Here is a 23,834-nt window from a genome sequence, read left to right as displayed (position 1 = left end):
TGACGTGCTGTGGGGGAACAATGGGACTGGATTTACCCCCGCTATCGCCCACGCGCAACAGCTCCAGAGCTGCCGGAGGTGTCCTGCCTGCCATACAGTGGGCATCGTTGAATGGTTTACGCAGATAGCCTGCAGCGCCTGCCGTAAGAGCCTTCTCGCGAACGGCGGGATCGTCGTGCGCGGTGATGAAGATAACGGGCACGCGAGTCGGGGCAAGGCGGCTCTGTAGCTCCAGCCCGTTGATCCCCGGCATCTGAAAGTCCAGGATCACGCACGCGGGCCGATACGAAGCTGTCGACGAAAGCGTGCCTGGAAATTCCTCGCCACTGGAAAACGTCTCTGCCTTTATCCCGACTGAACGCAGCAAACGCTTGATGGCGCGGTAAACCGATTCGTCATCGTCGACCACAGCGACGATCTGATTGAGATTGACCATATGAAGACGCGATCGCGCCCGGTGAGCAGACCCTATGTAGCTTGAGCCTAACAGGGGATCGGATGATGTGCCATAGGGCTTTGGTCTGGTAGCAGCGCCGCACAGGGCTGAGTCCATTAACTGATTCAAGAGATGGAGTTCGCCAGGAACTGATCCGGGCGCAGCAGGATTCGCGATCAATGGGGAGGGGTAGGTCCGCGTTTTCAGGTTGCGGGCCGCGCGATGTACAGTCGGACTGGCTGATCGATTGCGTGTGCGAACTCGGGATTTGTGGTGACTTGACCGAAGTGCCCCGTCGATACGCATCTGCTATCAAAGGCATCTAAATAGTCAATTTACGTATGCGATTCCGATAGTCTATTGTTGGTTGACGAGTGACGATCCTGATGTCCGGCCGCTGGCTACCGACCGACATGCGCAATCAAGCACGAAGCCTGCGCGCTGCGTCCGTGATTCGGTCGATGAGGTGGTGCCATGATCAAAATTGTCGGGAAAGTGCTCACTGCTTATGAGCAGGACGGTCAACTGGTTGTACGTGCACTGGAGCGCTCAGAGTATCCTCCCGAACTAAAGGAAAGACTGCGCTCCCCCAGATTTGGCAACTGCAGTGTGTGGTGCGCACTCGATCCGACAACGTTTGAAAATATAGACCAGGGCTGTGAACCAGGAGATTGCACCGACGAATGTGTGCTGGTTACTGGCTTCATTGGAAACAGGCAATACTGGTCGTGCAGTTGCGTTGCCGCATCCTTTAGTCCAGGTAGGAACGTCGTCCCCCTACGAAGGGCACCACCCAAGTGCTCCATGAAATAGCTGGAATTTTTATTTGCAATAGGCCCACTGACGCGGACCATCCTGGTCCAATGCACGCAACGACGTCCGTCATCGGGCGAACACCATGCGCGTCGAGTGACAGCAGGTAGTACACCAAAAAGAGCCCACCATGTGATTTCCCGACGACCCAGCCGGCACGGCATCGGCGATACGCCGTAGAAGCCAGGCGCCGTGGAAGAAGAGATAGTGGGTACATCCCCCAAGGAGATAACGCATGTCAAACGAAGCAAAGTGCCCGTTCAACCATGCCGCCGGCGGTGGCACGACGAACCGTGACTGGTGGCCGAAGCAACTGCGGCTGGACCTGCTTAGCCAGCACTCCAGTAAGTCGGACCCGCTGGACAACGGCTTCAACTACGCCGAGGCGTTCAGGAGCCTCGATCTGGCCGCGGTGAAGAAGGACCTTGCGGCGCTGATGACCGACTCGCAGGATTGGTGGCCGGCAGACTTCGGCCACTATGGTCCGTTCTTCATCCGCATGGCCTGGCACAGTGCCGGCACGTACCGCATCGGCGACGGTCGCGGTGGCGCCGGGCGCGGCCAGCAGCGTTTCGCGCCGCTCAACAGCTGGCCGGACAACGTCAGCCTCGATAAAGCTCGCCGCCTGCTGTGGCCGATCAAGCAAAAGTACGGCCAGAAAATTTCCTGGGCCGATTTGCTGATCCTTACCGGCAACGTCGCGCTCGAGACCATGGGTTTCAAGACCTTCGGCTTCGGTGGCGGTCGCGCCGACACCTGGGAGCCGGACCTGGACGTCTACTGGGGCAACGAAAAGACCTGGCTGGGCGGGGACGTCCGTTATGGCAAGGGTGTCGCCAGCAGTAACGACGAGGGCGTGATCGTGGCCGATCCAGAACTGCACGGCGGCGAAGTCAGCCGCGACGACAACGGACGCAGCCTGGAAAACCCGCTGGGCGCCGTGCAGATGGGCCTGATCTATGTCAACCCGGAAGGTCCCGACGGTAATCCTGACCCGCTTGCCGCGGCACATGACATCCGTGAAACCTTCGCTCGCATGGCGATGAACGACGAGGAAACGGTCGCGCTGATCGCCGGTGGCCACAGCTTTGGCAAGACGCACGGCGCCGGTCCTGCCGACAATGTGGGGCCGGTACCCGAGGCCGCCGACCTCGAGAACCAGGGGCTGGGCTGGAAGAGCAGCTTCGGCACAGGCAAGGGCGCCGACACGATCTCCAGCGGACTCGAAGTCACGTGGACCACCACGCCGACGAAGTGGGGCAACGGCTTCTTCGAGAACCTGTTCAAGTACGAATGGGAACTGACCAAGAGCCCCGCCGGCGCCAACCAGTGGGTCGCCAAGGATGTCGGCGAAACGATTCCGCACGCTTACGATCCCGCGAAGAAGCAGCGGCCGACGATGCTCACCACCGACCTCTCGCTGCGCTTCGACCCCGTCTACGAGAAAATTTCGCGGCGCTTTCTGGCGAATCCCGACCAACTCGCCGACGCCTTCGCCCGTGCATGGTTCAAGCTCACTCACCGCGACATGGGACCGCGCGCCCGCTATCTTGGACCGGAAGTGCCCGCTGAAGAACTGATCTGGCAGGACCCCATTCCGGCGGTCGGCCACGCGCTGGTCAACGAGCAGGACGTCGCCTCGCTCAAGCAGAAGATTCTGGCGTCAGGGCTGCCCGTTTCGCAGCTGGTGTCGACGGCCTGGGCGTCGGCATCCACCTTCCGCGGCTCGGACAAGCGCGGCGGCGCTAACGGAGCACGCATTCGCCTCGCTCCGCAAAAAAACTGGGCGGTCAACCAGCCCGATCAACTGGCGAAGGTACTGAAGGTCCTCGAAGGGATCCAGAGCGAGTTCAACGGCGCACAGTCCGCCGGCAAGAAAATATCGCTGGCCGACCTGATCGTGCTGGCCGGTAGTGCCGGCATCGAGCAGGCCGCAAAAAGCGCAGGCCTTCAGGTGACCGTGCCGTTTGCGCCGGGACGCGCGGACGCGTCGCAGCAACAGACCGACGTGGAATCCGCCGGAGCGCTTGAACCCGTCGCAGATGGTTTCCGCAACTATCTGAAGGGCAAGTACAGTGTCCCGGCTGAGGCATTGCTGATCGACAAGGCGCAATTGCTGACCCTGACCGCACCCGAGATGACGGTGCTCATCGGCGGCTTGCGCGCCCTGAAGGTCCAGAGCGGGCAGGATTCGCATGGTGTCTTCACCAAGCGGCCGGAAACGCTGACCAACGACTTTTTCATCAACCTGCTCGACATGGGTACGGAATGGAAACCGGTCTCCCGGGACGTGTTCGAGGGGCGCGACCGCAAAACCGGCGAATTGAAGTGGACCGGTAGCCGCGTCGATCTGGTGTTCGGTTCGCACGCTCAGTTGCGGGCGCTGTCCGAAGTCTATGCAAGCGAGGACGGGCAGGAGAAATTCGTTCGCGACTTTGTCGCTGCGTGGGTCAAGGTGATGAACCTCGACCGGTTCGACCTCGCCTGAGCGGGCATCAAGATCTATGGCGCTGCGCGGCCGTACCGAACGAATGCAGCAACTGCAAAACGCCGGCGGCCATCCGATAAAGATCGATTTGGCGGTCCCCCTCTCAATCGAAGCGTCCGTGTCGTCGATCATCGTCGAAAACGGGGGAGTGGACATTCTGGTGAACGCCGCCGGGGCGGCACTCTATGGTTCAGTTGAGGAAACTCCAATGGCCGAGGCTCGGAGACTATTCGAAGTCAACGGTTGCACGTGATGCACTCGAAAGCACTTCTGGCTGCCTCGCGACGCAGACGCAACACACACGCTCAGGACGTTTGAAAACGGCCGTTCGACGACACGTGATTGTGTTGCCGTCAACGTGGCACGCAGATCAAAGGTCCTCCATGATCCTTGACACACGTAATCCTTAGTAGGATCATGCGATATAGAATAAATTGATTGCGATTTAACCTGTCGGACTCCCGGCCCGCCCGCCCGCCTGGCTGGCTGGCCCGTGTTGACGCTTTCGTTTCTATCGTTCCGCAACAAGGAGAAGAGGTAATGGGAAATCACAAGCTCCGGCTGTCTATTGCGGTTGGCAACTATGACCGTATGCGGCCGCTCGTCGATGGGGATGTTCAGATCGACGGCATAGATCCGGTCTTCATGCTGCAGGAACCTGAGGAGATCTTCTTTCGCGCGTTTCGGCATGCCGACTACGACATCTGCGAACTGTCGCTCAGCAGCTATTCTGTCAAGGTGGCTGCGGGCACGTCGCCCTATATTGCCGTGCCGGTTTTTCCGTCGAGGGCGTTCCGGCATACTGCGATCTACGTACGAGCGGACCGGCGAATCAACAAGCCTGAAGACCTGAAGGGCAAGCGCATTGGGGTTCCCGAGTACCAGCTCACCGCCAATGTCTGGGTCCGGCTCTTTCTCGAGGAAGAGTATGGGGTAAAAGCATCCGATGTGACCTGGGTGCGTGGTGGCTACGAAGATCCAGCCCGCGTCGAGAAGATCTCGCTGAACCTGCCTGACGACATCAAGCTGGAAGACGCCCCCGAAGGCGAAACCATCTCCAGGCTTCTGGCGGCGGGGGAGATCGACGCCGTCATCGGTCCGCGGGCGCCATCCTGCTTTGACCAGGGCCATCCGCAGGTTCGGTATCTCTTCGCCGATCCACACAAGACTGCGGCCGATTGGTATGCGCGCACAAAGCTGTTTCCGATCATGCACACGCTCGGTGTCAGAAAGACGCTCGCCGATCAGCATCCGTGGCTGCCGGGTGCACTCGTCAAGGCATTCGAGAGGTCGAAGGCCATCGCGCTCGAGCGGCTGAGCGAGACCGGTGCGACCAAAGTGACTTTGCCATTCGTCGAAGACCAGCTGCGGGCGGCGCGCAAGCTGATGGGCTTCGATTTCTGGCCGTACGGCTTTGCGGAAAACGAGCACACTATCGACCGCTTCCTTGCTCGGCATTATGCCGAGGGCTTGTCCAGCCGTCGGCTTCAGGCGCGTGAGTTGTTCCATCCCGCGAGCCTCGAAAGCTTCAAGATCTGATTCCTGCGTCGAGCCTTGTCCGGGGTGACGCGTCGAAGCCGGGTGCGGGCCCCGAAACACCAGATTCCGGCTGCTGGCAAACCGATCGTCGCGAATGTTGCATGTCCGCGAACGAACAGGCGGACATGCAAACATGATTCAAGATTCCCGCGCCGATATATTTGTTTGACGGCGCAAATAGGGCTCTCACGCGATGGGATTGGGACAGGCGTTCTGCAAGTGCGAAGGGTTACCTGTTGTAGAGGTTGTATGCGGAGGATTCCTTGTCGAAATCCTCATCGATACAGCGCAATCCGATTGTCGCGCTCGACGCCGCGTTCGAGTCCATGTGGGTCGACACCAATTCTTCCAGCGAGTCCGGCCAGTGTCCGGCCACCAAAAAGGTAACCAGCCTTCTCATAGCGCCAGAGCGAGCTACCGGGCCGATCGGCATAGTAGTCCGCGTGGGTCGACCGCGCCCCCTTTCAGTTCGGAATGACCCAACAGATAGGCGAGGGCGACACGGTCCTCGCGGATTAGAGACCTGATTTCAACAGAGTAGTGTGCCGAGGTTGACGCTCCCAGTGCGGTCTCTTGTAGCGAGGACCTTTTCCGATCCGTTCTTTCTCACCCGCAACTCGATACGCGAGGACGGCGCAATCAGCCCAGAGAATCGGAAGTCGCCGAAATGGTCAGTCCTGGTTGTGCGTTCGCTTCCATCAGAGGAGTCACGCAGGACAACTTCGGCATCCTCCAGATTGCGCAGTTGACCGCCACCCAGGTCTTCGCAGACGTTGCCTGCCACCAAATGGCTGAGCGCATCGTCCAGATTCTTGTAGAAGACGCGCGGCTTGGTGCCGAACTCGGGGCGAATGACTGACAGGTGCTCTTTCTCGACCATTTCCGCCAATTGGCCGTCCGCGACATTCAACGCGCGGATCGCCTTGGTGGGGCAGGCTTGCGCACAGCGTGGCTCTTTCCAGCCGGCGTCGAGCAGGTGAGCGTCGAAGTTCCAGTTCTGCGGCACCTGTTCCTGTTCATTCCATTCAATCACGCCGTAAGGACATGTGCCGACCAGATCGCGCCGGCCATGCGACTTGACCGGGTCGATCACGACAATACCATCTGGGCGCTTGTAGATCGCGCCGTCCGGGGCCGCTTTGACGCAGGGTGCGTTGTCACAGTGATTACAGGTCTTCGGGATATAGGTGACGTCGACGAGCGAGCCCTCTCCGCGAACGTGACGCTCGATCCGGATCGTTTCGAGACCTTCCGGCGGCTGGGGTGCGGAATAACCTGGAAAGGCATTGCCGGCGTACTCGTCCTTGGTCGCGAGGACGCAGTTTCTGCAATTGATGCAGAGTGAAACGTCAACGACCAGTGCCCAGCCGCTCACGCTGCTTTCTCGAGATTCGAGTCCCATTTTTCCACCTCCACCCAGCAAGTATTAGGCATGATCCCGTCCGCGGTCGGACTCATTTTTCCACCTGGCGTCAGGAGGTTGAGACAGCCTCCGCGATCGATCAGGCCCACTGAAGTCTCGATCAGGTCGAGCTCCGCACACGACTCGTTGCCGCGCGTCACCCCCGCCTTGACGAGCTGCGAAACGTCCACGGCGCAGATGACCGACGCCTGCGCGTTGTAGACACGTACCAGATCGCCACGCTGTATGCCGCGTGTCTCCGCATCCCGGCTACTCATTCGCAGAACCCAATATCGATATCCGCCGATCTCCATCCGATGTTCGTCGATCGTGCTGACGTGACTGTTCTTCCCGTCCGCATGCGTATGGAAGCTGTAGACCGGATGGTTGGTGACGAGCTGCAGTGGAAACGGTTGATTCACCGCACTGGAGCGGTTGATGTATCGGTTGACGGCCGGCCTTGCGGGATCGATCTGCTCGATGCGACGCAGGCTCGACGGCACGAACTCGAACTTGCCCGATTGAGTGGGAAGTCCCTCGCCGAACGCTTTCGAATAGACGCCTGGAAGCGGGTTCGCTTCCGGCAAATCCTTGGGCCGCCCTTCGGCGAACCAGCGCATGTCGACGGGCTGCTTTTCGTTGTCCGAAGGAGGAGGGACGACGTGATAGCCCTTTTGCAGGAACTTCTTCCAGGTGGTTTGCTTCGGCAAGTCCGTCGAGTTGAACATCCGCTCGCACCACGCCAGCTCGGAGCAACCGCCTTCCGAGAACATGCCACCGTATCCAAGCCTGGTCATGATCTCCAGAAAGATCTGATAGTCCGACTTCGATTCGCCGAGGGGCTCGATGCATTTGTGTTGCATGATCACCATGCGGTGATTGAGCTGGCTCTGCGCATGCTGGATGTAGCCGCCGCAATTGGCCCATTCGGATATGTCATCACGTTCGAGCGCGGTGCAGGCAGGCAGAATGACGTCTGCGAACTGGGCCTCGTTCTCCATCCATATCGACTGGTTGACGATGAACTCCAGGGATGAGTGACGATACGCTTCAACGAGCCTGTTCGACCCCGGCGTTGTGCCAAACGAAGACGATCCGTAGCGGTACAGCATGTGAATGCGGGAATGGCCGGGCCTCGGATACGAGTATTGGGCAAATTGTCCTTCGACCGAGAAGCCGTCCCACGCGTAGCCTTCCGATTTGCCTTCCACGATGGCTTCGGCAAGCCGTTGCCGGGGGACGGCCTGCTTCACCGGGTTGATCGTGATGATGTGAGGCATGCGGCAGTAGTTGTTGGCCGCGCTCGCCGTGTTGTTCAGATCGCCTGAGATTCCGCCCTCGGCGTACCCGGGGAAGTAAAAATTGAGATCCTGCGGCGCACCGATCTGCAAGTTGCCGAAGTTGATCCCCGGTTTTCCCCATCCCTGCATCGCCATCATCATGACGACGCTTCGCGCCCATTGAGCGCCCGTCTCGGTGCGGCACGCGCCGCCAAAGCCTGCGCCCAGGCCGCCGGCCGCGAGATAAGTCTTCTTTGACGCCCACAATTTCGCCAGACTGCGCACATCCTTGGCGGGCACGCCGGTTTCCGCTTCCTGCCACTCCGGCGTCTTCGGTACGCCGTCCTCTTTACCGAGGACGTAGGCGCTCCATTCATCAAAACCGGTCGAATTCGATGCCACGTAGTCCTTATCGTAGCTGCCGCTAACCATCCATTCGTACATGATGGCGATCGCGAGCGCCGAGTCGGTGCCGGGTTTGATCGGCAGCCATTTCCCGCCAAGAAACTGAGCGGAATGCGTCAGATAGGGATCGATATGCACGAATTCAATGCCGAGCTGCTTGGCCCATAGCCGGCGCTCGGTGCCTTCGAATCCGCCATAGACACCATTGGTCGATTCGGGATCGCTCGACCAGAACACGATGACCTCGGCATGCTGAAGGCAATCTTCGGTCGTGCCGTAAAAGCTCGGCGTGCCCAGACGCAGGCTGTTGCCGTAGTGATGCATGGCCCCCCAGTACCAGCCTTCCCAACTGATCGGACTCGGTTCGATACGGGTAAAGCCGATCAGGTTGCCGAAGCGCAGCATCGCGCTCAGGTAGTAGTTGATGTTTCCCCACTGGTGGTGCGCGCCCGTGACCATGCCGATGGCTCCGGGGCCGTAATCCTTCTTCATGCGGCGGATTTCTCCGGCGACGATATCGAGCGCTTCGTCCCAACTGATGCGTTCATAGCCCGAGATCCCGCGATTCTGGGGATTGCGTTCGCCATTGGGATCGAAGTCGACGCGCTTCATCGGGTAGAGGAGGCGCTTGTCGGAGTACACGAGCGATTTGAGGGAGAGCGCGTGCGGGCTGACCGTTGCACGCCGTGCCGGCGAAAGCCGGCGGCCTCTTGCGGTGATACTCCAGCTCGGCCCGTCTTCCTCTTCGAGATCGATGGGCGTGGTGCGGACAATTTTGCCGTCCTTGACGAAGACGAACACGGGGCCGCCATTGGTGAGGGTGACGAAACGCGTGGTTCCGTCTTTCATCGGCATGCCCTTGCGCCACGCAGCCGTCTTCATCGTGTTGACGAGTTGGCCGAACCGCACGAGCTTTTCGTCGCTTCCGCCCTGCGTGATCTTGAAGTTCTTGAGCGCATCGATCAGGAACGCATGATCCGTTTTCGGCGCGAGCATCTTGTGCGCGGTCGCGACGTCCATGAAGACGAGTTCCGCGTCGGGCCTGGCGCACACTCCCCAGCGTCCGGACACGCTGCCGTCTTTGAAATGGAGCTGCCTCGCGAGACTGTTGTCTCTGAGCCGTAGCTGGATGATTCCACTTCCTGTGGCGAGATGCGCGCGCACGGCAGGAAACTTGCGGGCCGCCATACGCAGGACGGTCGGCATGAGCCAGAGGATAAGTACAAGGATTTTTCGCTGCATGAGAATGTCATCCCTGAGCAGAACTGTGCTTTGATTGGACGCAACGACTGCCGTTCAGGCACCGATCGAGGTTGTTCCGAATTGCCCTTGATGAGCGAATTTTACGGAGCAGCGCGACGCAGCGGTCGATCACGTTGTATGATCCTAGAACAACGGATCATTTGTAAGGCAATGATACCTTAAAAAATAAACCTATATCGAATGATGTTGTTTGGTATAAATAAAGTCAAGGGTTCCGATGGTGGGGTATGCCCTGACTACCGTTTGTCCGTGGCCCGGAAATTTTCCCGGTTGGCCCATCTGGAAAGGAATCAGGGAATGTCCAAGTCGAATCTCAGCGTCGCCAAGGCAACTTTGGATAGCGAACCGTCAGGCGAGGCAGCCGCGGAGTTGTCCCCCGAACTATTTGATGAGCGTGGCCGAACTGTGCCGTGGATGGCCAGGACGGTGCACCGGCTCTATGATGCACAGGGCCAGAAAATTCTCGACAAGGAAAACCTTGCCATTTCGTATTGGTATTACCTTCGCGTACTGGCCGAGCGCGGCGAGTTGAATCAGCTTGAATTAAGCAAGCGAGTGGGAATAGCCTCGACGACCGCGGTGCCGGCGCTCGACAACCTGGAAAAGCGTGGGCTGGTGCAAAGGATCCGGGATCCTAAGGATCGAAGAAAATATTACGTCAGTCTTAAGGAAGAGGGTAGACGGCTGGTCGACGACATCTTGCCGGAGTTCACGGACATACACTCGGCCTCGCTCGATGGAATTTCCGCGCGGGACATGCGGGTGTTCTGGAAGGTCGCGCACCAGATTGAGCAGAATCTGATCCAGATGTCCAAGGACGATGCGGCCTTGGACTGACGAATACCAGGTCGCCTAGGAGATTCCCTGGTGCTCGTGACTTGACTTGATTTGCTCCACGACACATCATTCTATATAAATCTATCCGTTATGCGATCATCGCGAAGCGATATGCGATGGACGTTATTTGCCGACGTCCGCGAGGCGTAGCAAGAGCCGGCGGAAGCGGTGTTAGAGAACGAAGGAGGTGGACAAATGAGTGGCAAACCGCATGATGCAGGCCCCCCCCTGGTGCAACTCTGGAGCCGTGACGGATTCCAGGGCGCGCTGTCAGTTGTGACCCGGCCAACCTATGCGCCTGATTATCTTTCCGTGCAGGGGTCGCACGCACCGCGGCGAGCCGTCCTCGAGCGCTTGACGCCTGACGATCACGACGACCCTGAGGCTCTTCCGACCACCGTGGCGACTTCCAGGCTCGGCGTCAAACTGCATGTGTCGGGGCGGCGCACACCCATGCCGTACGTGGTGCGCAATGTCGAAGCGGACGAGATTCATTTCATCCAATCCGGCACGGTCAGGTTCGAAACGGACGTGGGCTGTCTCACGGCGACGGAAAGCGACTTCGTCTGCATTCCTAAATCCGTCGCGTATCGATATGAACCGACGGGCGATGCCATGCGAAGCCTCATTGTCGAGAGTCCTGCGGCCCTGAAACTCGCGCCGCCCGCGCCAAGTGGCCTGCTCAACGTTGCGCGGGATCTCAAATATGCCGAGATCGACCCCGCCATGCCGGCCGGCGGTCCAACGCGGCTGGTGCTGAAAACCCTCGACCCCGAGAACACGGTTTTCATGATGCCGCATGATCCGCTTGCGCTCGGCGTGTGCTTGTCGGAGTCCGTCCCGGTGTGGAAGCTGAATCTGGCCAATATCCAGCTTCACGCGTACCTGCCTGAGGGTGGTCCGCCCAGCCAGTTTCTGTCGTCGAGCACGGGCGACGTTCTGATGTTCAACCTCAGCGCGCGTCCCGGCGGGCGGCCGCCGGTTCACATCAACGCCGATTTCGACGAAGTGATCTGCTACGTGCGGGGCCCCGGCGCCTGGGGCGGGTGTACGGAACCCGGCACCCTGACCTGTGTGCCAAAGGGGGTCATCCACCACGGGCCGTCCGAGGACGTTCCTGGGGGCTATCAGGCCTGGTTGCTGGAAACACGCGCGACGCTGCGTTGGACACCGAAGGCCCTTGCCGCTTCGGAGTTGATGGAGACTGGCCAATACCGGCCGCACCCCAGTGTGGGCAATTGACCGGCGTGACGCTAGGCGTATTTCGAGGATGCAATGAAAAAACGTTTTCGAGTAGGAATCTTGGGAGTGAGCGCGCAGCGCGGTTGGGGCACCGCAGCGCATATTCCCGCGTTGCGCGCGTTGTCCGACGTATTCGAGACCGCCGGCGTGGCAAACACGAGTCTCGCGAGCGCACAGGCGGCCGCTGCTGCCTTTGGCATTCCGCGCGCGTTCGAGAACGTGGCAGAGCTCGTGGCCTCCCCGGATATCGACGTCGTGGCCGTCACGGTCAAGGTTCCGCACCATCGTGAGGTGGTCGCCGCGGCTTTGGCGGCGGGCAAGCATGTCTACTGTGAGTGGCCGCTCGGCAATGGCCTTGCAGAAGCGATCGAACTCGCAGACCTCGCCAGGGCGAGCCACGCACGGGCAGTGGTGGGCACCCAGGCCACCGCGTCGCCCGAAGTCGAACTCGTGCGCAAGCTCGTGGCTGACGGATACGTGGGCGAGGTGTTGTCGTCGACCTACCTTGGCTGCGGTCCTACCTGGGGCGACGAAGTCACGCGCGGTGACTCGTACGCGATGGATGCGGCCAACGGCGCAACCTTGCTGAGGATCATCGGCGGGCATGCACTTGCTGCCGTGCAAAGTGTGCTCGGCCCCGTCGACGAGGTGGAGGGTGTGGTGTCGCAACGCCGCAAAACCGTGCGCATCGTCGAGACGGGCGACACGATCCCGATGCGAACACACGATCATGTGATGGTTAATGCCGTTCTGAAATCGGGCGCACCGTTGTCGCTGGAGCTTCGCGGCGGCCTGCCGCGTGGCACGCAGCTGTTATGGGAGATCAACGGAACGCTGGGCGATCTGCGCATTACCGCTGCGCATGACCACTATCCCGTCATTAATATCGCGCCATTGCGCGTGGAGGCGGGCCGCAAGGGCGAGCAGGGGTATCGCGACGTCGAGGCAGCGAAATCCGACTTCATGGATGCGGTCATTGCGCGCAATGTGGCGGCCATCTATCGTCAGATGGCCGACGACCTGATTCATAGGACCAGCACTGCCCCTGATTTCGATGACGCCGTGGCCCTTCACAAGGTGATTGATGCCATCGAGAGATCGGATCAGACCCGCAAGCGGGTACGAATCGACTGATCTGTTGAGATCTGCGATCGGGTCCATTGATACGCCGATCGCCGACTATCGTGTTGCCAGAGGCAACAACACATCTCAACTTCGATCCTCAACCACACCGATCTGCTCGACGAACCCGCCAGTAACACTGCTGACGGGTCGTCTGTCTTTGCATTGCACCACACTCACTTATGACATCCGCGGGCCATGCGGTATGGCTAGGGAGATTCCCTAGGGTTCTTGACTTTGGTCGTTCTAAAACACATCATTCGATATAAATCAATCGTGCATGGAATCATTGTATTTAGAATTGATGTGCGCGAGGGTTACGCTGCCCGCATTCCTCTGTTTATGTTCGAGCTATTGCATTCCGCTGTCGAGGCTATTAATCGCATCTTTCGGAAAAAAGACTTTTCGTAATAACTCAGGGCGCAGATCGATAAAAGAACAAGAAATCAGGTGAAAATTCATTTGTAAATAGTTCGTATAACAGATCAATGCAAACGACAGGCGCGTTGTGAAACATGTAAGCCGCTCCGCATGATGCTGACTCTCCTTCGCGCTTCCTGCCAACAAGCCCATGGAAGTATTTGCGCAATACTTGTTCGAGACGAATCATGAATGACCAGAAAACGCTGCTGCAGGTCGATGGTGTCACCAAGATCTTCCCCGGAGTCCGGGCGCTCGACAACGTGACGTTCTCGGTGGTCGAGGGCGAGGTACACGGTCTCGTCGGCGAGAATGGGGCAGGCAAGTCCACGCTGATGGCCGTCGCGTCCGGCGCCCTCGTTCCGGAGCAGGGGCGCGTCGTGATCGACGGTACGGAAACGCGCGGCGACACGGAGGAGGCACGCCGGTTAGGGCTGGCTATCGTACGGCAGGAACCGGCGCTTATGCCCGACCTGACCGTAGCGGAAAACCTCTATCTCGGCGTGCCTGCCGAGCAGCGCCCGTCCTTGATGGAGGTTGCACACTGGGCACGAGGGCTCCTCACGCAATGGAGCGACGATGTTGCGATCGACGCGAACGAGCACGTGGTGAGCCTGGGCCCCGAGCAGAGGTTCATCGTCGAAATCGTCAAGGCGCTTGCTGCAAAGCCCAAGGTTCTGGTTCTCGACGAACCGACCGAACATCTGTTGACGGAAGACGTCGACCGTCTGTTCGAACGTATTCGCAAGATAACGGCTTCGGGTTGTTCGGTCGTTTATATTTCGCACCGGATCCGCGAGGTGCAAAGAATTGCGCATCGCCTGACGGTTCTTCGCGACGGTCAGGGCCAGGGCACCTATGAGGCCGCGGGCCTCAGCGAACAGGAAATCGTCGAACTGATCGTGGGCGGCGCGCTCGACCGCGACTTCCCGGCCAAGGGCAACAACAGCGGCGCAAGCGTCGTTCTCGATGTGACAAAGCTGCGTGGTGCCGGTTTTACCGACATATCGGTTCGGATCAGGAAAGGCGAGATTGTCGGTCTTGCGGGGATCGATGGCAATGGTCAGCGAGAGTTCATGCGGGCTCTCGCGGGACAAACGCGAAGCCGCGGCAGCGTCGTGGTGGCCGGCGTTCCCGCGAAACTTCACAACTCGCAGTCGGCCGGCGGTTCGGGCATCCGTTATCTGCCGGGCGACCGTCACCGCGAGGGCATTTTCGGCGAATTGTCGGTGCGCGAGAATTTTTCGATCCGCAGTCTGCCATTCGATTCCATCAAGGGATGGGTGAGCCAGCGCAGCGAAGCAAGGCGCGCGAGAGACGCCGTGACGCGTTTCGCTGTCAAGACGCCGTCCATCGACACGCCCATTCGTACGCTCTCAGGCGGTAATCAGCAGAAGCTTGTGCTGGCGAGCGTGCTGGCCAGTCATCCCAAGGTGCTGCTGGTCGACGAGCCGACCCAAGGCGTGGACATTGGCGCGCGGATGGAGATCTACAAGGTGCTTCGCGATGCTGCAGCCGCCGGCGCCGCCGTGATCGTCGTTTCGTCGGACGCGCACGAGGTGGCGGGACTCTGTGATCGCGTGCTCATCTTCTCGCGCGGACATGTCGTCAAGGAGTTGGCCGGGAACGCCGTCAGCGAGAACAACATCACGTCTGCCGTCCTGACCGCAACGACTGAGCGGGAGAAGGGCGCTTCCGGGACCTCCGGGCTCTGGAAGTGGGCTGCGGGGGATTGGGCGCCGCTCGTGATGCTTGCCGTCGCGGTCTGTGCGCTCGGCCTGTATGCGGCGCACGTCAATCCGGCCTACCTTTCTGCGCGAAACCTGAGCGGCATGCTGGCGCTCGTGGCGACACTGGCCATCGTCGCATACGGGCAACAGATGCTCATGCTGGTGGGCGGGATCGATCTTTCGGTTGGGCCGCTCATGGGGCTCATCGTCGTCATACAGTCGTTCTTCCTGAATGATGGCGCCTCGTTGGCCCATCAACTCTCGGGATGGGGGATCGTATTGCTCGTCGCTCTTGCCGTCGGACTCGTGAACTGGATGCTGGTCGGCCCGTTCCGGTTGCATCCGATGGTGGCGACACTCGCAACGTACATGGCGCTGCAGGCGGTGTCGCTGCTGCTGCGCCCGGTTCCGGGTGGCCTGATCGCGGATTCCATTGCGGAGACGATCAGTGCGCAGATTGGCGTCATGCCCATTATCGCGATCGTGGCAATCGTGCTTGCCGTCGTGCTCGAAATCGCATTGTTCAAGTCGAGGGCCGGTCTCACGCTGCGCGGCGTGGGCTCCCGCGTCGAAGCGGCCCGCATGTCCGGTGCCCGCCCGCAACTGACGTCGCTCGCCGCGTACATGGGGTGCTCGTTCCTTGCGGGCGTCGCTGCCGTGCCCATGATGGCGCAGGTCGGTACTGGCGACCCCAGCGCCGGTATCAACTACACGCTCGGAAGCGTCGCAGCGGTGGTGATCGGCGGCGCGAGCCTGTTTGGCGGGCGCGGCTCATTTGTCGGGTCACTGCTGGGGGCGCTTCTCATCATTCAGGTGAACGTCGTCACATCGTTCCTCGATATCGGAGACTCGTGGCAGTCCTATCTTCTGGGCGGGATGATCCTCACGTCAGTCGCGCTCTATTCCAAGAGCAGAGAAATGGTGGTGGCGAAATGAGAAACGCAACGCACAATCAGGCGGAAGTTATGTCGGAATTCCTTGAGCCCTCTACGTCGAAATCAAAAGCAAAGTCCGCACGGCTACCCGTGATTGATGAATTCTCATGGATCTGGGTGGGGCTGATCCTGCTCTTCGTCTGCAGTTCCATCGTCGCGCCGGGCACGATGACGCGAGGTTCGATCCTGGCCATGCTTCCGTTCGCCGGCATTCTTGCAATCGTCGCGACGGGCCAAACGCTGGTTATCCAGCAGCGCGGGCTGGACATGTCGGCAATCGGTATGGTTTCGCTCGCGGGCATTGTGATGGCCAGAACGGGCTTCGCGTTCAATTCCATCGTCCTCGCCGTCATTTTTACGGTCTGCATTGGCGCAATCGTCGGAATCATCAACGGTGCCCTCATCTCGAGGGTCGCGATTACGCCGCTGGTGGCGACGCTTGCCGTCAACGCGTTGCTGATTGGCTGCGCGCGCTCGCTGACCGGTAACGTTCCGGTGGACGTTCCGACCGTCATGCAAACCATTTCTCACGCCCAGTTCCTCGGGCTTCCGGCCAACGTCTGGTTCGCCCTCGCGTTCGTGACGAGCGCGTGGGTCATTACCCGCAAGACCACGGTAGGGCGCAGGTTCGTCGCCGTCGGGGTGAACCCGCGCGCGGCCGAAGCCGCAGGCGTTGCCGTGCTGAAGTACAGGATTGGGGCGTACCTCGCCTCCGCCTTCTGCTTTTGCGCGGCGGGCATGCTGCTCGCCGGATTCATCGGAAGCGCGTCGCAGACTTCCGGTAACGACTATCTCCTGCCGGCGATCGCGGCCGTGGTGGTCGGGGGCACGCCGTTCACGGGCGGCAGAGGCAGTGTCGTTGCGAGTGCCGTTGCCGCATTGTTCATGGCGCAACTCGGTCAGCTCGTGCTGGCGCTTGGCGCGGGCCCCGCCGTTCAGCTCCTCGTTCAGGCTTGCGCGATTCTTCTGGCGACAACGGTACGTCATCTTCCGGAAGTTCTGCGGACAATTCGCAAGTCAAGGGGGTAGTCGTTTTGCGGCGCGTCCGCCGTGCCACTGGCGCACGCGTATTGACCAGATCTGAAAATTGTCGGTTTGTAATTAGCAGTGCTATGGTTTGCTTTGTTCGCTTCCGGCCTTGCGCCGGAGGTCGAGTCAGGCGATTGAAAGGCCCTACGGTCTATCTGTGCTAGTCGGCGGCAAGACCGTGGATTGTGTGCGGCGTGGCCCGGAAAGAGGCCTCCGCTTTATCCATGGAGATTATTTTTCGTTCAGGATTACAAAATGAAAAAACTGGCGTTATTTACGGCTTTGACAGTCATCGGGATCTGCAATGCAAACGCACAGAGCTCTGTGACCCTGTATGGGCGCGTTGCGTCTGGCCTCGACTTCGTGACAAATGTGGCGACGAACGGCCAGTCAAAGAACAATTTCCGATTCGGCAGTAATCAGTACGGGTACAGCTGGTTTGGCCTGAAAGGCGATGAAGACCTCGGCGGCGGCGTGCATGCGGTCTTTAAACTCGAAAGCCTGTTTTCGTCCGGAAACGGCCAGATTTTTACTAACGCGCTCTTTATCCGCGATGCCTATGTGGGCCTGGCCCACGAGAAATACGGAAGTATCTGGTTCGGCGAGGCCTTGAGCCTGGCCGACGAAACCGGCTGGTACATTGACCCGCTGGGAGAGCAGGTTGGGACCGGTATTGCCAACTTCGCGTTCGGAAGAGCGTGGGGGCCGCGATCAAACGTGGTCACCTACAATTCACCTAACTGGGGCGGTTTCTCCTTCCGCCTTCAGGATGGTTTCGGCAACCAGGCTGGCAACTTCCGCGGCGGTCGCGAGTTCAGTGCAAGCGCACAATACACGGGCGCCAGCTTCGCGGCGTACGGCGTATATGAAGAACTCCGCGATGCCAACGGGAAATTTTCAGACCTGTACGCCGCGTCCCGGGTATACATGGCCGGTGTCACCTATACGTTGGGCCAGGTCAAGCTCTACACGGGCTATCAGCAACTGGTCTCATCCGGACAGGACACGGTCGCCACTACGTTCAACCCATACGCCGCCACACGCTCCCAGCAGGAGTGGGTCGGCGCCTCGTATCAGGCTACCCCCGCGCTCTCGCTCCAGGCTGGCTGGTATCACGGTAACGTGAATCATGGCGGGGGGACGGGCAATCTCGGTGCCATCGGCACCACCTACAACCTGTCGAAACGGACATTCCTCTACCTGACCGTCGGAGCAATGTTTAACGGCAAGCAGTCCGCGTTCCCGGTTGAAACGACCGACTCTCTCCCGCTGCCGGGCCACAACCAGCAAGGTGGCTACTTCGGCATCATGCATTTCTTCTGAGCGGAATTGACTGATGGCGTCGGGAGCCCATGTCGATGCCTTCAGCGTCCCGAACCCAATCATGAACAAGGAGGCGATTCACGATGTTGGTTACGCAATCACCCACAGCAGCAAATCGAGTTTGTTTCAAAGGTTTATGACGCGATCGATTCGATGGACGAGCAGGGATTCGCGAACTGTTTGACCAAGAACTGCACCTTCATTTTTGCGAATGGCGATCCTGTCATCGGTCGAGCAAATGCTGCTGCGGCTTCACAGAATTTCCTGAGTCAACTTGCGGGCATCAAGCATCACCTCGTCAACGTATGGACGTTTGAGAATGTCATTGTTTCGCAAATATCCGTGACGTACATACGCAAGGATGGGTCGACACTAACGATTCCGGCCGTGACGATCTGGAAGTTGCAGGGCAGGTTGATTGATGAGTGCCGCATCTACCTCGATATTTCTCCGCTGTTCGAGCGTTGATCTACGGGGGCAAAGAAATGAATCGCGATCTTGAAGGGAAGACCATCATCGTTACCGGTGGCGGCTCGGGCATTGGGCGCGCGGCAGCGCTGGCGTCCTTCGTGACGGGAGCCGAGTTGGCGGTTGATGGGGGATTCCTCGCCATTTGATGACGCTGTGCGCTTGATGCGGCCGAACCTGTATTCGCGGGTCTCGGCCGTTTCTCCTTCCGCCGCCCATAGGGGCCGTGCGCAAACCTGTTGTATGATTTCTTTTTGATGAATCAATTTGAACAGCCAGTACCGACCGATGGCTCGATGCCATGCTGAGGAATGAGTGAATGCCTAAATCCAATACGTCTGCAGTCAAAGCAGCCACCACCGCTCCGAAGTTAGTTGAGGCAACAGTGCAGAGACCATCAGATGTATTTGATGATCGCGGCAGAACCGTTCCGTGGATCGCGCGAACGGTACACCGGCTTTACGATGCTCAAGCGCAGAAGCTTCTCGACACGGAAGCTCTTCCCATAGCGTACTGGTACTACCTTCGTGTACTGGCCGAACGCGGCGAGGTCAATCAACTCGAGCTCAGTAAGCGTGTGGGCATCGCGTCGACGACCGCGGTACCCGCGCTCGACTATCTGGAAAAACGCGGCCTGGTGAAAAGGGAGCGCGATCCAAACGACAGGCGAAAGTATTTCGTCAAGCTGCAGGACGAAGGCAAGCGCCTCGTCGACAAAATGCTGCCCGATCTGACCGACATGATTTCGGTGTCACTCGAGGGAATCTCGCAGAGGGACATGCGCGTTTTCTGGAAGGTCATGCATCAGATCGAGGCAAACCTGATTCAGATGGCCAAAGGCGACACGATCGTCGACTGATTGATAGCAAGCGTCAGCGGTGCTGTCAGGTTTGTACGATATTCTGGGCCGGCAAAGAAGCAGCCATGGAAGCAGGGCCGGCCTCTAACTGACCAGGCTTTGCCAGCGCCATTGCGGCCAGGTAACCAAAAGTGACCGCCGGTCCCAGTGTAATGCCCGCGCCAATGTAGTGACCGCCAACAGGCGAGTTCATGTCGTTGCCGCATGCAAAGATGCCGGGAATCGGACGGTCGTTGCTGTCCAGGATCTCACCGTTGGGGCCCGTCACAAGACCGCGGCTGGTGCCGAAGTCGCCCGGCATCAGCTTGACTGCATGGAAGGGTCCCTTCGTGATCGGGCCGATACACGGGTTCGGGGTGTGAGTGGGGTCGCCCTTGTAGGTGTTGTAGGCCGACGCACCCTTGCCGAAGTCCTCGTCGACCCCGGTCTCCGCGAAGCGGTTGTTGCGTACGACGCTGCGCGCGAGCCCGGCGGCATTGATGCCTGCCTTAGCGGCGAGCTCCGCGAGTGTCTCGCCGCTATAGAGATAACCCGACTCCTCATAGCGGCGCAGCGACATGCCCGGCAGGATGACGCCAATGCCATACTTCTTCACGGCTGCTGCGTCGGCGACCAGAAACGCAGGGATCGCGTCGGCGTCGAACATTCCCTGGGTGAAGGCGTGATACGACGCGGCTTCATTGGTGAAACGATTACCTTCCTTGTTCACTGCAATGAAACCGGGCTTGGACCGATCGAGCATGAAGTGACCCCACAGCGTATTGCCTTTTTCGTTCCGGTATTGCGAAATCGGCACGTAGTAACCCGTGTCGCGCGCGTTGTGATCGAGTCGGCCGCCGACTGAAAGTCCGAGTCGAATGCCTTCGCCGACATTGCTTGGCAAGCCCAGGCCGAGTTCGACCGTCGGCTGACGGGAATGCTCGCGTCGCATTTCGAGGTTACCGCTGTAGCCGCCGGTCGCAATAATGACGCCGCGGTGTGCGCGGACGCGAGACGTGCGGCCGTCGCGCGTCACTTCGGCACCGATCACGGCGCCGTTCTCGGTGATGAGCCGCGTTGCATGCGCGCCTAGCCATACCGGAATCTGCTCGTCGAGGATCGTCTTGTACAGACGCGCAATGAGCGCATTGCCGCCTACGAGGCGCGTGCCGCGATGGTAGCTCAGGCGGTCCTTGCCGTAGCGCAGGAAGCACTTCACGACATGCGAGAACGACTTGAACGAGCGCGTGAAGGACAAGAAGTGGTTCAAATCCTGAAGGTCGAGCATCATGCCGCCAAATGGAGCGAATGCCGGCAACGGTGCCCGCAGGTCCTTGAAGTGCGGACCGAGCACGCGCCCGTCGAACTCGAGCGGGGCGTGAGCTCGTCCGAACATGCCGCCATCGGACTCCGGATAGTAGTCTGGATAATGGACCGCCATCACCTTGAGTTCGGAATGGCCGACCAGATAGTCCAGTGCGACCCGGCCCTGGGTGATGTAGCTTTCCTGAAGCGGACTACCCACGGTGGTGCCGACGGTCGCAGCAAAGTAACGACGTGCTTTCTCGAAGGAATCCTGAAAGCCCGCCTGCCGCATCGGCGCGCTATCTACGAACCACATCATGCCGACCGACCAGGCGGAGGTACCGCCAACCTGGTCCGTCTTCTCGAGCAGGAGCGGCCTGAGCCCTTCGTTCTTCGACACAATGGCCGCCGACATGCCGCCTGCACCCGCTCCCAGAACAATGACGTCGACCTCGAAATCCCAGCTTGCCGTGATATCAGTACCCATAGCGCTTGTCCTGTTTGAGAGGCCCCGGAAGTCTCGCGTGCACATCCATTTTGCGCGTGCTGTATAATCCTCTCAAAGCAGATTATCTTTATAGAGATGATGCTTTGAGGTATCGATTTATATCGAATGATGTGTTCCAGGGTGAATAAAGTCAAGCGTTCCAGGGAATTCCCTGTATCGGGAACATGACGCTTGCTGCGCATACCCGGTCCGTGCGTTACGGTCGGGTGGCCCCAGTTGAGGAATGGTCAATGTCAAAATTGAGTTCGAATGCAATGCACGATGCGCTCGACGGTCTGGAAGCGGCGGGTAGTCAGCGCTCAGACGTTTTTGACGACCGCGGCCGAACCGTGCCATGGATGGCACGCACGATATACCGTCTCTACGACGCCCAAGGCCAGAAGCTGCTGGACAAGGAGGGCGTTTCGGTTGCGCACTGGTTCTATCTTCGGGTTCTGGCCGAACGTGGCGAGATGAACCAGCTCGAACTCAGCAAGCGGGTAGGCATTGCATCGACCACGGCCGTACCGGCGCTCGATAGCATGGAAAAGCGCAATCTCGTGCGACGCACACGCGACCCTAAGGACAGAAGAAAATACTACGTCAGCCTGCTGGATGAAGGACGACGCCTTGTCGACGAAATGCTGCCTGAGCTCACCGAGATGATTTCGGCTTCGCTCGAAGGCATCTCGGCAAAAGATCTCCGGGTTTTCTGGAAAGTCATGCACCAGATCGAAGACAACCTGACCCAGATGTCTCAGGGCGACTCCGTGATCGACTAGCCGCCGGCCGGTCGTTGGCACGACGACCATGTCGTTGAGGACATTGCTGATCGTTGTGCGGAGAACGGCGGCGCGCGCTCACGTCACGCGCATGGACGGGCGCTCCCGGCACGGCGGGAAAATACACCAGAGTCCGTCCTTGTGGCGAAAGAAGAACATGGCCGCCGTTCCGGCGGCCCTGCGTGCTTCGACGCACACGTAACATTGCCGCCTCGCACGCTGGTTCCTGAATTCGATCACATGCACAGTGTCCATCGAGGTGGGAGCAAGCCAGTGTTCCACCATCGAGTGCAACGACTTTCCAGCGCTAGCCATGATCTTCTCCTTATCACGCTCGCCTTGATCGCGTGACTACAACCAACTGACCGGCCTTGCTCACCAAATGGACGTTCACGTCCGCCGCGAGGCCAGTCAGGAACAACACCCGCAACCTGCCTGCATCGCTTGGCGCCCAGCCCCGGCCGACCATGGGCAGGATGGGCGCACACTCCTGTCTACGCGTTTCATGTGCGTGTGCGGCGCATACGAGAGCCGCACACGCTTGTTACTTGCCCACCTTGACCCGCTTGCCCGTTTCACTTGACTGCTCGATTGCATTGAGCACTTCATGTAGTGCGCGTGCGTGATCGAAGCTGGGCGCCGTGCGGGTGCCATGGCGCAGGTCATCGGCGAGCAACCGGTAAACGCCCGCGACATTGCGCGCGGCAACGGCATCGCCGGCATCGATCGGGAAGGGATCCGGGACGTCGAGTTCCTCGTAGCCGTCCTGACCTTTGCGTCCGAACTCGACGCGCAAGGGCGAGATGTTGACCGCCGGGACGTATTCATTCCTCGCGGTGACACGCAGATCGCCCTCGCTTCCGTTGATCTCCCACAGCAGCTTCGTCCCGCGCGGCACGCCGCCGCGGAGTTGCAACGACAGCGGCGCTCCGGAGCACAGAATCGCGTTCGCCATGAGGTGGTCGGGCGTTTTCATCTCGACGGTTTCGCCCGTCTCGATGACGCGCACGGTTTGCCTGCGTTGCGAGAGCACCGCGCCGATCTGGTCGATATCGCCGAGGACGGCATCAATCGCCGAAATGGCATGCCCCCCGATCACGGAAAGCAGTGTGGCGCCGTTCCGGTTGTCCATGGCGTAGGCGTCACCCTGCAGGATGTCGTCGCCCCAGCTGAAACCCGAACCCACGTACGTCGAAGAAAGGACATTACCGATCTTGCCGTCCGCAACGAGCTTGCGCATGAACTGCACCTCGGGGGAGGCGATCGCCTGCGCGCCAACGACGGCCAATGCCTTTTTCTCACGCGCGAGTTCGGCGAGCGCGATGGTTTCTTCGAGCCCGTTGCCGAGCGGCCATTCGCTGTACACGCTCTTGCCTGCCTGCAGGGCCGCCGTGACGACTTCCTTGTGGTGCTGAACCTTGACGGTGACGACGACGATGTCGATGTCCGGCGATGCGGCCAGCGCAGCGGCACTTTCGAATGCTTGCGGGATTTCGAACCCGGCGGCCGCTGCCTGCGCGCTCGCGAGGCTCGTGTTTGCCACGCCGGCGAGCTCAAAGACGTCTGACAAGGCCCGCAAGGCCGGAATATGGGCTGTCGCCGCCCAGCCGCGTCCTGGGCTCAGACCGACGATACCCACACGATGTTTTCTTTCCATTGCTTCCTCTAACCTTTAGGTAACCGCAGTAAC

Annotated in this window: 18 protein-coding genes and 1 pseudogene; 13 read left to right on the top strand and 6 right to left on the bottom strand. The window is 59.7% G+C overall.

From position 1 onward, the window contains the following. Positions 1 to 100 precede the first annotated feature (100 nt). Positions 101 to 436 (bottom strand): annotated as a pseudogene (locus SB772_RS09180) (response regulator transcription factor); the annotation flags it as partial. A 1,048-nt stretch (positions 437 to 1,484) separates the two neighbouring features. Here SB772_RS09180 and katG point away from each other — a divergent pair. From katG to SB772_RS09165, 3 genes are all read left to right on the top strand, one after another. Continuing rightward, a complete protein-coding gene (katG, locus tag SB772_RS09175; RefSeq protein WP_410832938.1) occupies positions 1,485 to 3,737 on the top strand; it encodes a catalase/peroxidase HPI in 2,253 nt (750 codons plus the stop codon). Positions 3,738 to 3,753: 16 nt separating this feature from the next. Further along, positions 3,754 to 3,990, top strand: coding sequence for an SDR family NAD(P)-dependent oxidoreductase (locus tag SB772_RS09170; protein ID WP_410832937.1), 237 nt, complete (start codon positions 3,754 to 3,756; stop codon positions 3,988 to 3,990). Positions 3,991 to 4,277: 287 nt separating this feature from the next. Continuing rightward, positions 4,278 to 5,276, top strand: coding sequence for an ABC transporter substrate-binding protein (locus SB772_RS09165; RefSeq protein ID WP_410833003.1), 999 nt, complete (start codon positions 4,278 to 4,280; stop codon positions 5,274 to 5,276). Positions 5,277 to 5,805: 529 nt separating this feature from the next. Here the strand turns inward: SB772_RS09165 and SB772_RS09160 are convergent. Beyond that, positions 5,806 to 6,678, bottom strand: a complete 873-nt coding sequence (locus SB772_RS09160) for a 4Fe-4S dicluster domain-containing protein (RefSeq protein ID WP_410832936.1) — start codon at positions 6,676 to 6,678, stop codon at positions 5,806 to 5,808. After that, the gene (locus SB772_RS09155; RefSeq protein WP_410832935.1) at positions 6,648 to 9,605 is read right to left on the bottom strand and encodes a molybdopterin-dependent oxidoreductase; all 2,958 of its coding nucleotides are present in this window, start codon (positions 9,603 to 9,605) and stop codon (positions 6,648 to 6,650) included. The genes SB772_RS09160 and SB772_RS09155 overlap by 31 nt, the downstream gene beginning before the upstream one ends. A 318-nt stretch (positions 9,606 to 9,923) precedes the next feature. Here SB772_RS09155 and SB772_RS09150 point away from each other — a divergent pair, with 318 nt between their 5' ends. From SB772_RS09150 to SB772_RS09110, 9 genes are all read left to right on the top strand, one after another. Then, positions 9,924 to 10,463, top strand: a complete 540-nt coding sequence (locus SB772_RS09150) for a MarR family winged helix-turn-helix transcriptional regulator (RefSeq protein ID WP_410832934.1) — start codon at positions 9,924 to 9,926, stop codon at positions 10,461 to 10,463. Between the two features lie 195 nt (positions 10,464 to 10,658). After that, a complete protein-coding gene (locus tag SB772_RS09145) occupies positions 10,659 to 11,705 on the top strand; it encodes a homogentisate 1,2-dioxygenase (protein WP_410832933.1) in 1,047 nt (348 codons plus the stop codon). Between the two features lie 33 nt (positions 11,706 to 11,738). Next, complete coding sequence (locus SB772_RS09140; protein WP_410832932.1) at positions 11,739 to 12,839, top strand: Gfo/Idh/MocA family protein; 1,101 nt, start codon at positions 11,739 to 11,741, stop codon at positions 12,837 to 12,839. A gap of 596 nt (positions 12,840 to 13,435) precedes the next feature. After that, positions 13,436 to 15,913 carry an ATP-binding cassette domain-containing protein gene (locus SB772_RS09135; protein ID WP_410832931.1) on the top strand — a complete coding sequence of 826 codons (2,478 nt, stop codon included), beginning with the start codon at positions 13,436 to 13,438 and terminating at the stop codon, positions 15,911 to 15,913. A gap of 89 nt (positions 15,914 to 16,002) precedes the next feature. Continuing rightward, entirely contained in the window at positions 16,003 to 16,941 is a 939-nt protein-coding gene (locus SB772_RS09130; protein WP_410832930.1) for an ABC transporter permease, read from the top strand. Between the two features lie 255 nt (positions 16,942 to 17,196). Beyond that, positions 17,197 to 18,264, top strand: coding sequence for a porin (locus tag SB772_RS09125; RefSeq protein ID WP_410832929.1), 1,068 nt, complete (start codon positions 17,197 to 17,199; stop codon positions 18,262 to 18,264). A gap of 153 nt (positions 18,265 to 18,417) precedes the next feature. Continuing rightward, entirely contained in the window at positions 18,418 to 18,732 is a 315-nt protein-coding gene (locus tag SB772_RS09120; protein WP_410832928.1) for a nuclear transport factor 2 family protein, read from the top strand. Positions 18,733 to 18,749: 17 nt separating this feature from the next. Beyond that, a complete protein-coding gene (locus SB772_RS09115; protein WP_410832927.1) occupies positions 18,750 to 18,881 on the top strand; it encodes a hypothetical protein in 132 nt (43 codons plus the stop codon). A gap of 170 nt (positions 18,882 to 19,051) precedes the next feature. Next, positions 19,052 to 19,591 carry a MarR family winged helix-turn-helix transcriptional regulator gene (locus SB772_RS09110; protein WP_410832926.1) on the top strand — a complete coding sequence of 180 codons (540 nt, stop codon included), beginning with the start codon at positions 19,052 to 19,054 and terminating at the stop codon, positions 19,589 to 19,591. A 25-nt stretch (positions 19,592 to 19,616) separates the two neighbouring features. Here the strand turns inward: SB772_RS09110 and SB772_RS09105 are convergent, their stop codons facing one another. After that, complete coding sequence (locus SB772_RS09105) at positions 19,617 to 21,362, bottom strand: FAD-binding protein (RefSeq protein ID WP_410832925.1); 1,746 nt, start codon at positions 21,360 to 21,362, stop codon at positions 19,617 to 19,619. Positions 21,363 to 21,613: 251 nt separating this feature from the next. Between SB772_RS09105 and SB772_RS09100 the strand changes: the two genes are divergently transcribed. After that, the gene (locus SB772_RS09100) at positions 21,614 to 22,144 is read left to right on the top strand and encodes a MarR family winged helix-turn-helix transcriptional regulator (RefSeq protein WP_410833002.1); all 531 of its coding nucleotides are present in this window, start codon (positions 21,614 to 21,616) and stop codon (positions 22,142 to 22,144) included. Between the two features lie 78 nt (positions 22,145 to 22,222). Here the strand turns inward: SB772_RS09100 and SB772_RS09095 are convergent, their stop codons facing one another. Beyond that, a complete protein-coding gene (locus tag SB772_RS09095; protein ID WP_410832924.1) occupies positions 22,223 to 22,459 on the bottom strand; it encodes a hypothetical protein in 237 nt (78 codons plus the stop codon). Positions 22,460 to 22,688: 229 nt separating this feature from the next. Further along, positions 22,689 to 23,801: a Gfo/Idh/MocA family protein gene (locus SB772_RS09090; protein WP_410832923.1), complete on the bottom strand. Its 1,113-nt coding sequence runs from the start codon at positions 23,799 to 23,801 to the stop codon at positions 22,689 to 22,691. Between the last annotated feature and the right edge of the window lie 33 nt (positions 23,802 to 23,834).

Source organism: Paraburkholderia sp. SIMBA_030 (assembly GCF_046535245.1).
Lineage (GTDB): Bacteria > Pseudomonadota > Gammaproteobacteria > Burkholderiales > Burkholderiaceae > Paraburkholderia.
Note: the sequence above shows the minus strand (reverse complement) of the source record. Positions and strands in the feature narration are given on the sequence as shown.

What these genes read in the sequence shown, in the direction of transcription:
- katG (WP_410832938.1), top strand. Translation starts at nt 1,485, where the DNA reads ATGTCAAACGAAGCAAAGTGCCCGTTCAACCATGCCGCCGGCGGTGGC.
- SB772_RS09170 (WP_410832937.1), top strand. Translation starts at nt 3,754, where the DNA reads ATGGCGCTGCGCGGCCGTACCGAACGAATGCAGCAACTGCAAAACGCC.
- SB772_RS09165 (WP_410833003.1), top strand. Translation starts at nt 4,278, where the DNA reads ATGGGAAATCACAAGCTCCGGCTGTCTATTGCGGTTGGCAACTATGAC.
- SB772_RS09160 (WP_410832936.1), bottom strand. Translation starts at nt 6,678, where the DNA reads ATGGGACTCGAATCTCGAGAAAGCAGCGTGAGCGGCTGGGCACTGGTC.
- SB772_RS09155 (WP_410832935.1), bottom strand. Translation starts at nt 9,605, where the DNA reads ATGCAGCGAAAAATCCTTGTACTTATCCTCTGGCTCATGCCGACCGTC.
- SB772_RS09150 (WP_410832934.1), top strand. Translation starts at nt 9,924, where the DNA reads ATGTCCAAGTCGAATCTCAGCGTCGCCAAGGCAACTTTGGATAGCGAA.
- SB772_RS09145 (WP_410832933.1), top strand. Translation starts at nt 10,659, where the DNA reads ATGAGTGGCAAACCGCATGATGCAGGCCCCCCCCTGGTGCAACTCTGG.
- SB772_RS09140 (WP_410832932.1), top strand. Translation starts at nt 11,739, where the DNA reads ATGAAAAAACGTTTTCGAGTAGGAATCTTGGGAGTGAGCGCGCAGCGC.
- SB772_RS09135 (WP_410832931.1), top strand. Translation starts at nt 13,436, where the DNA reads ATGAATGACCAGAAAACGCTGCTGCAGGTCGATGGTGTCACCAAGATC.
- SB772_RS09125 (WP_410832929.1), top strand. Translation starts at nt 17,197, where the DNA reads ATGAAAAAACTGGCGTTATTTACGGCTTTGACAGTCATCGGGATCTGC.
- SB772_RS09120 (WP_410832928.1), top strand. Translation starts at nt 18,418, where the DNA reads ATGGACGAGCAGGGATTCGCGAACTGTTTGACCAAGAACTGCACCTTC.
- SB772_RS09115 (WP_410832927.1), top strand. Translation starts at nt 18,750, where the DNA reads ATGAATCGCGATCTTGAAGGGAAGACCATCATCGTTACCGGTGGCGGC.
- SB772_RS09110 (WP_410832926.1), top strand. Translation starts at nt 19,052, where the DNA reads ATGCCTAAATCCAATACGTCTGCAGTCAAAGCAGCCACCACCGCTCCG.
- SB772_RS09105 (WP_410832925.1), bottom strand. Translation starts at nt 21,362, where the DNA reads ATGGGTACTGATATCACGGCAAGCTGGGATTTCGAGGTCGACGTCATT.
- SB772_RS09100 (WP_410833002.1), top strand. Translation starts at nt 21,614, where the DNA reads ATGTCAAAATTGAGTTCGAATGCAATGCACGATGCGCTCGACGGTCTG.
- SB772_RS09095 (WP_410832924.1), bottom strand. Translation starts at nt 22,459, where the DNA reads ATGGCTAGCGCTGGAAAGTCGTTGCACTCGATGGTGGAACACTGGCTT.
- SB772_RS09090 (WP_410832923.1), bottom strand. Translation starts at nt 23,801, where the DNA reads ATGGAAAGAAAACATCGTGTGGGTATCGTCGGTCTGAGCCCAGGACGC.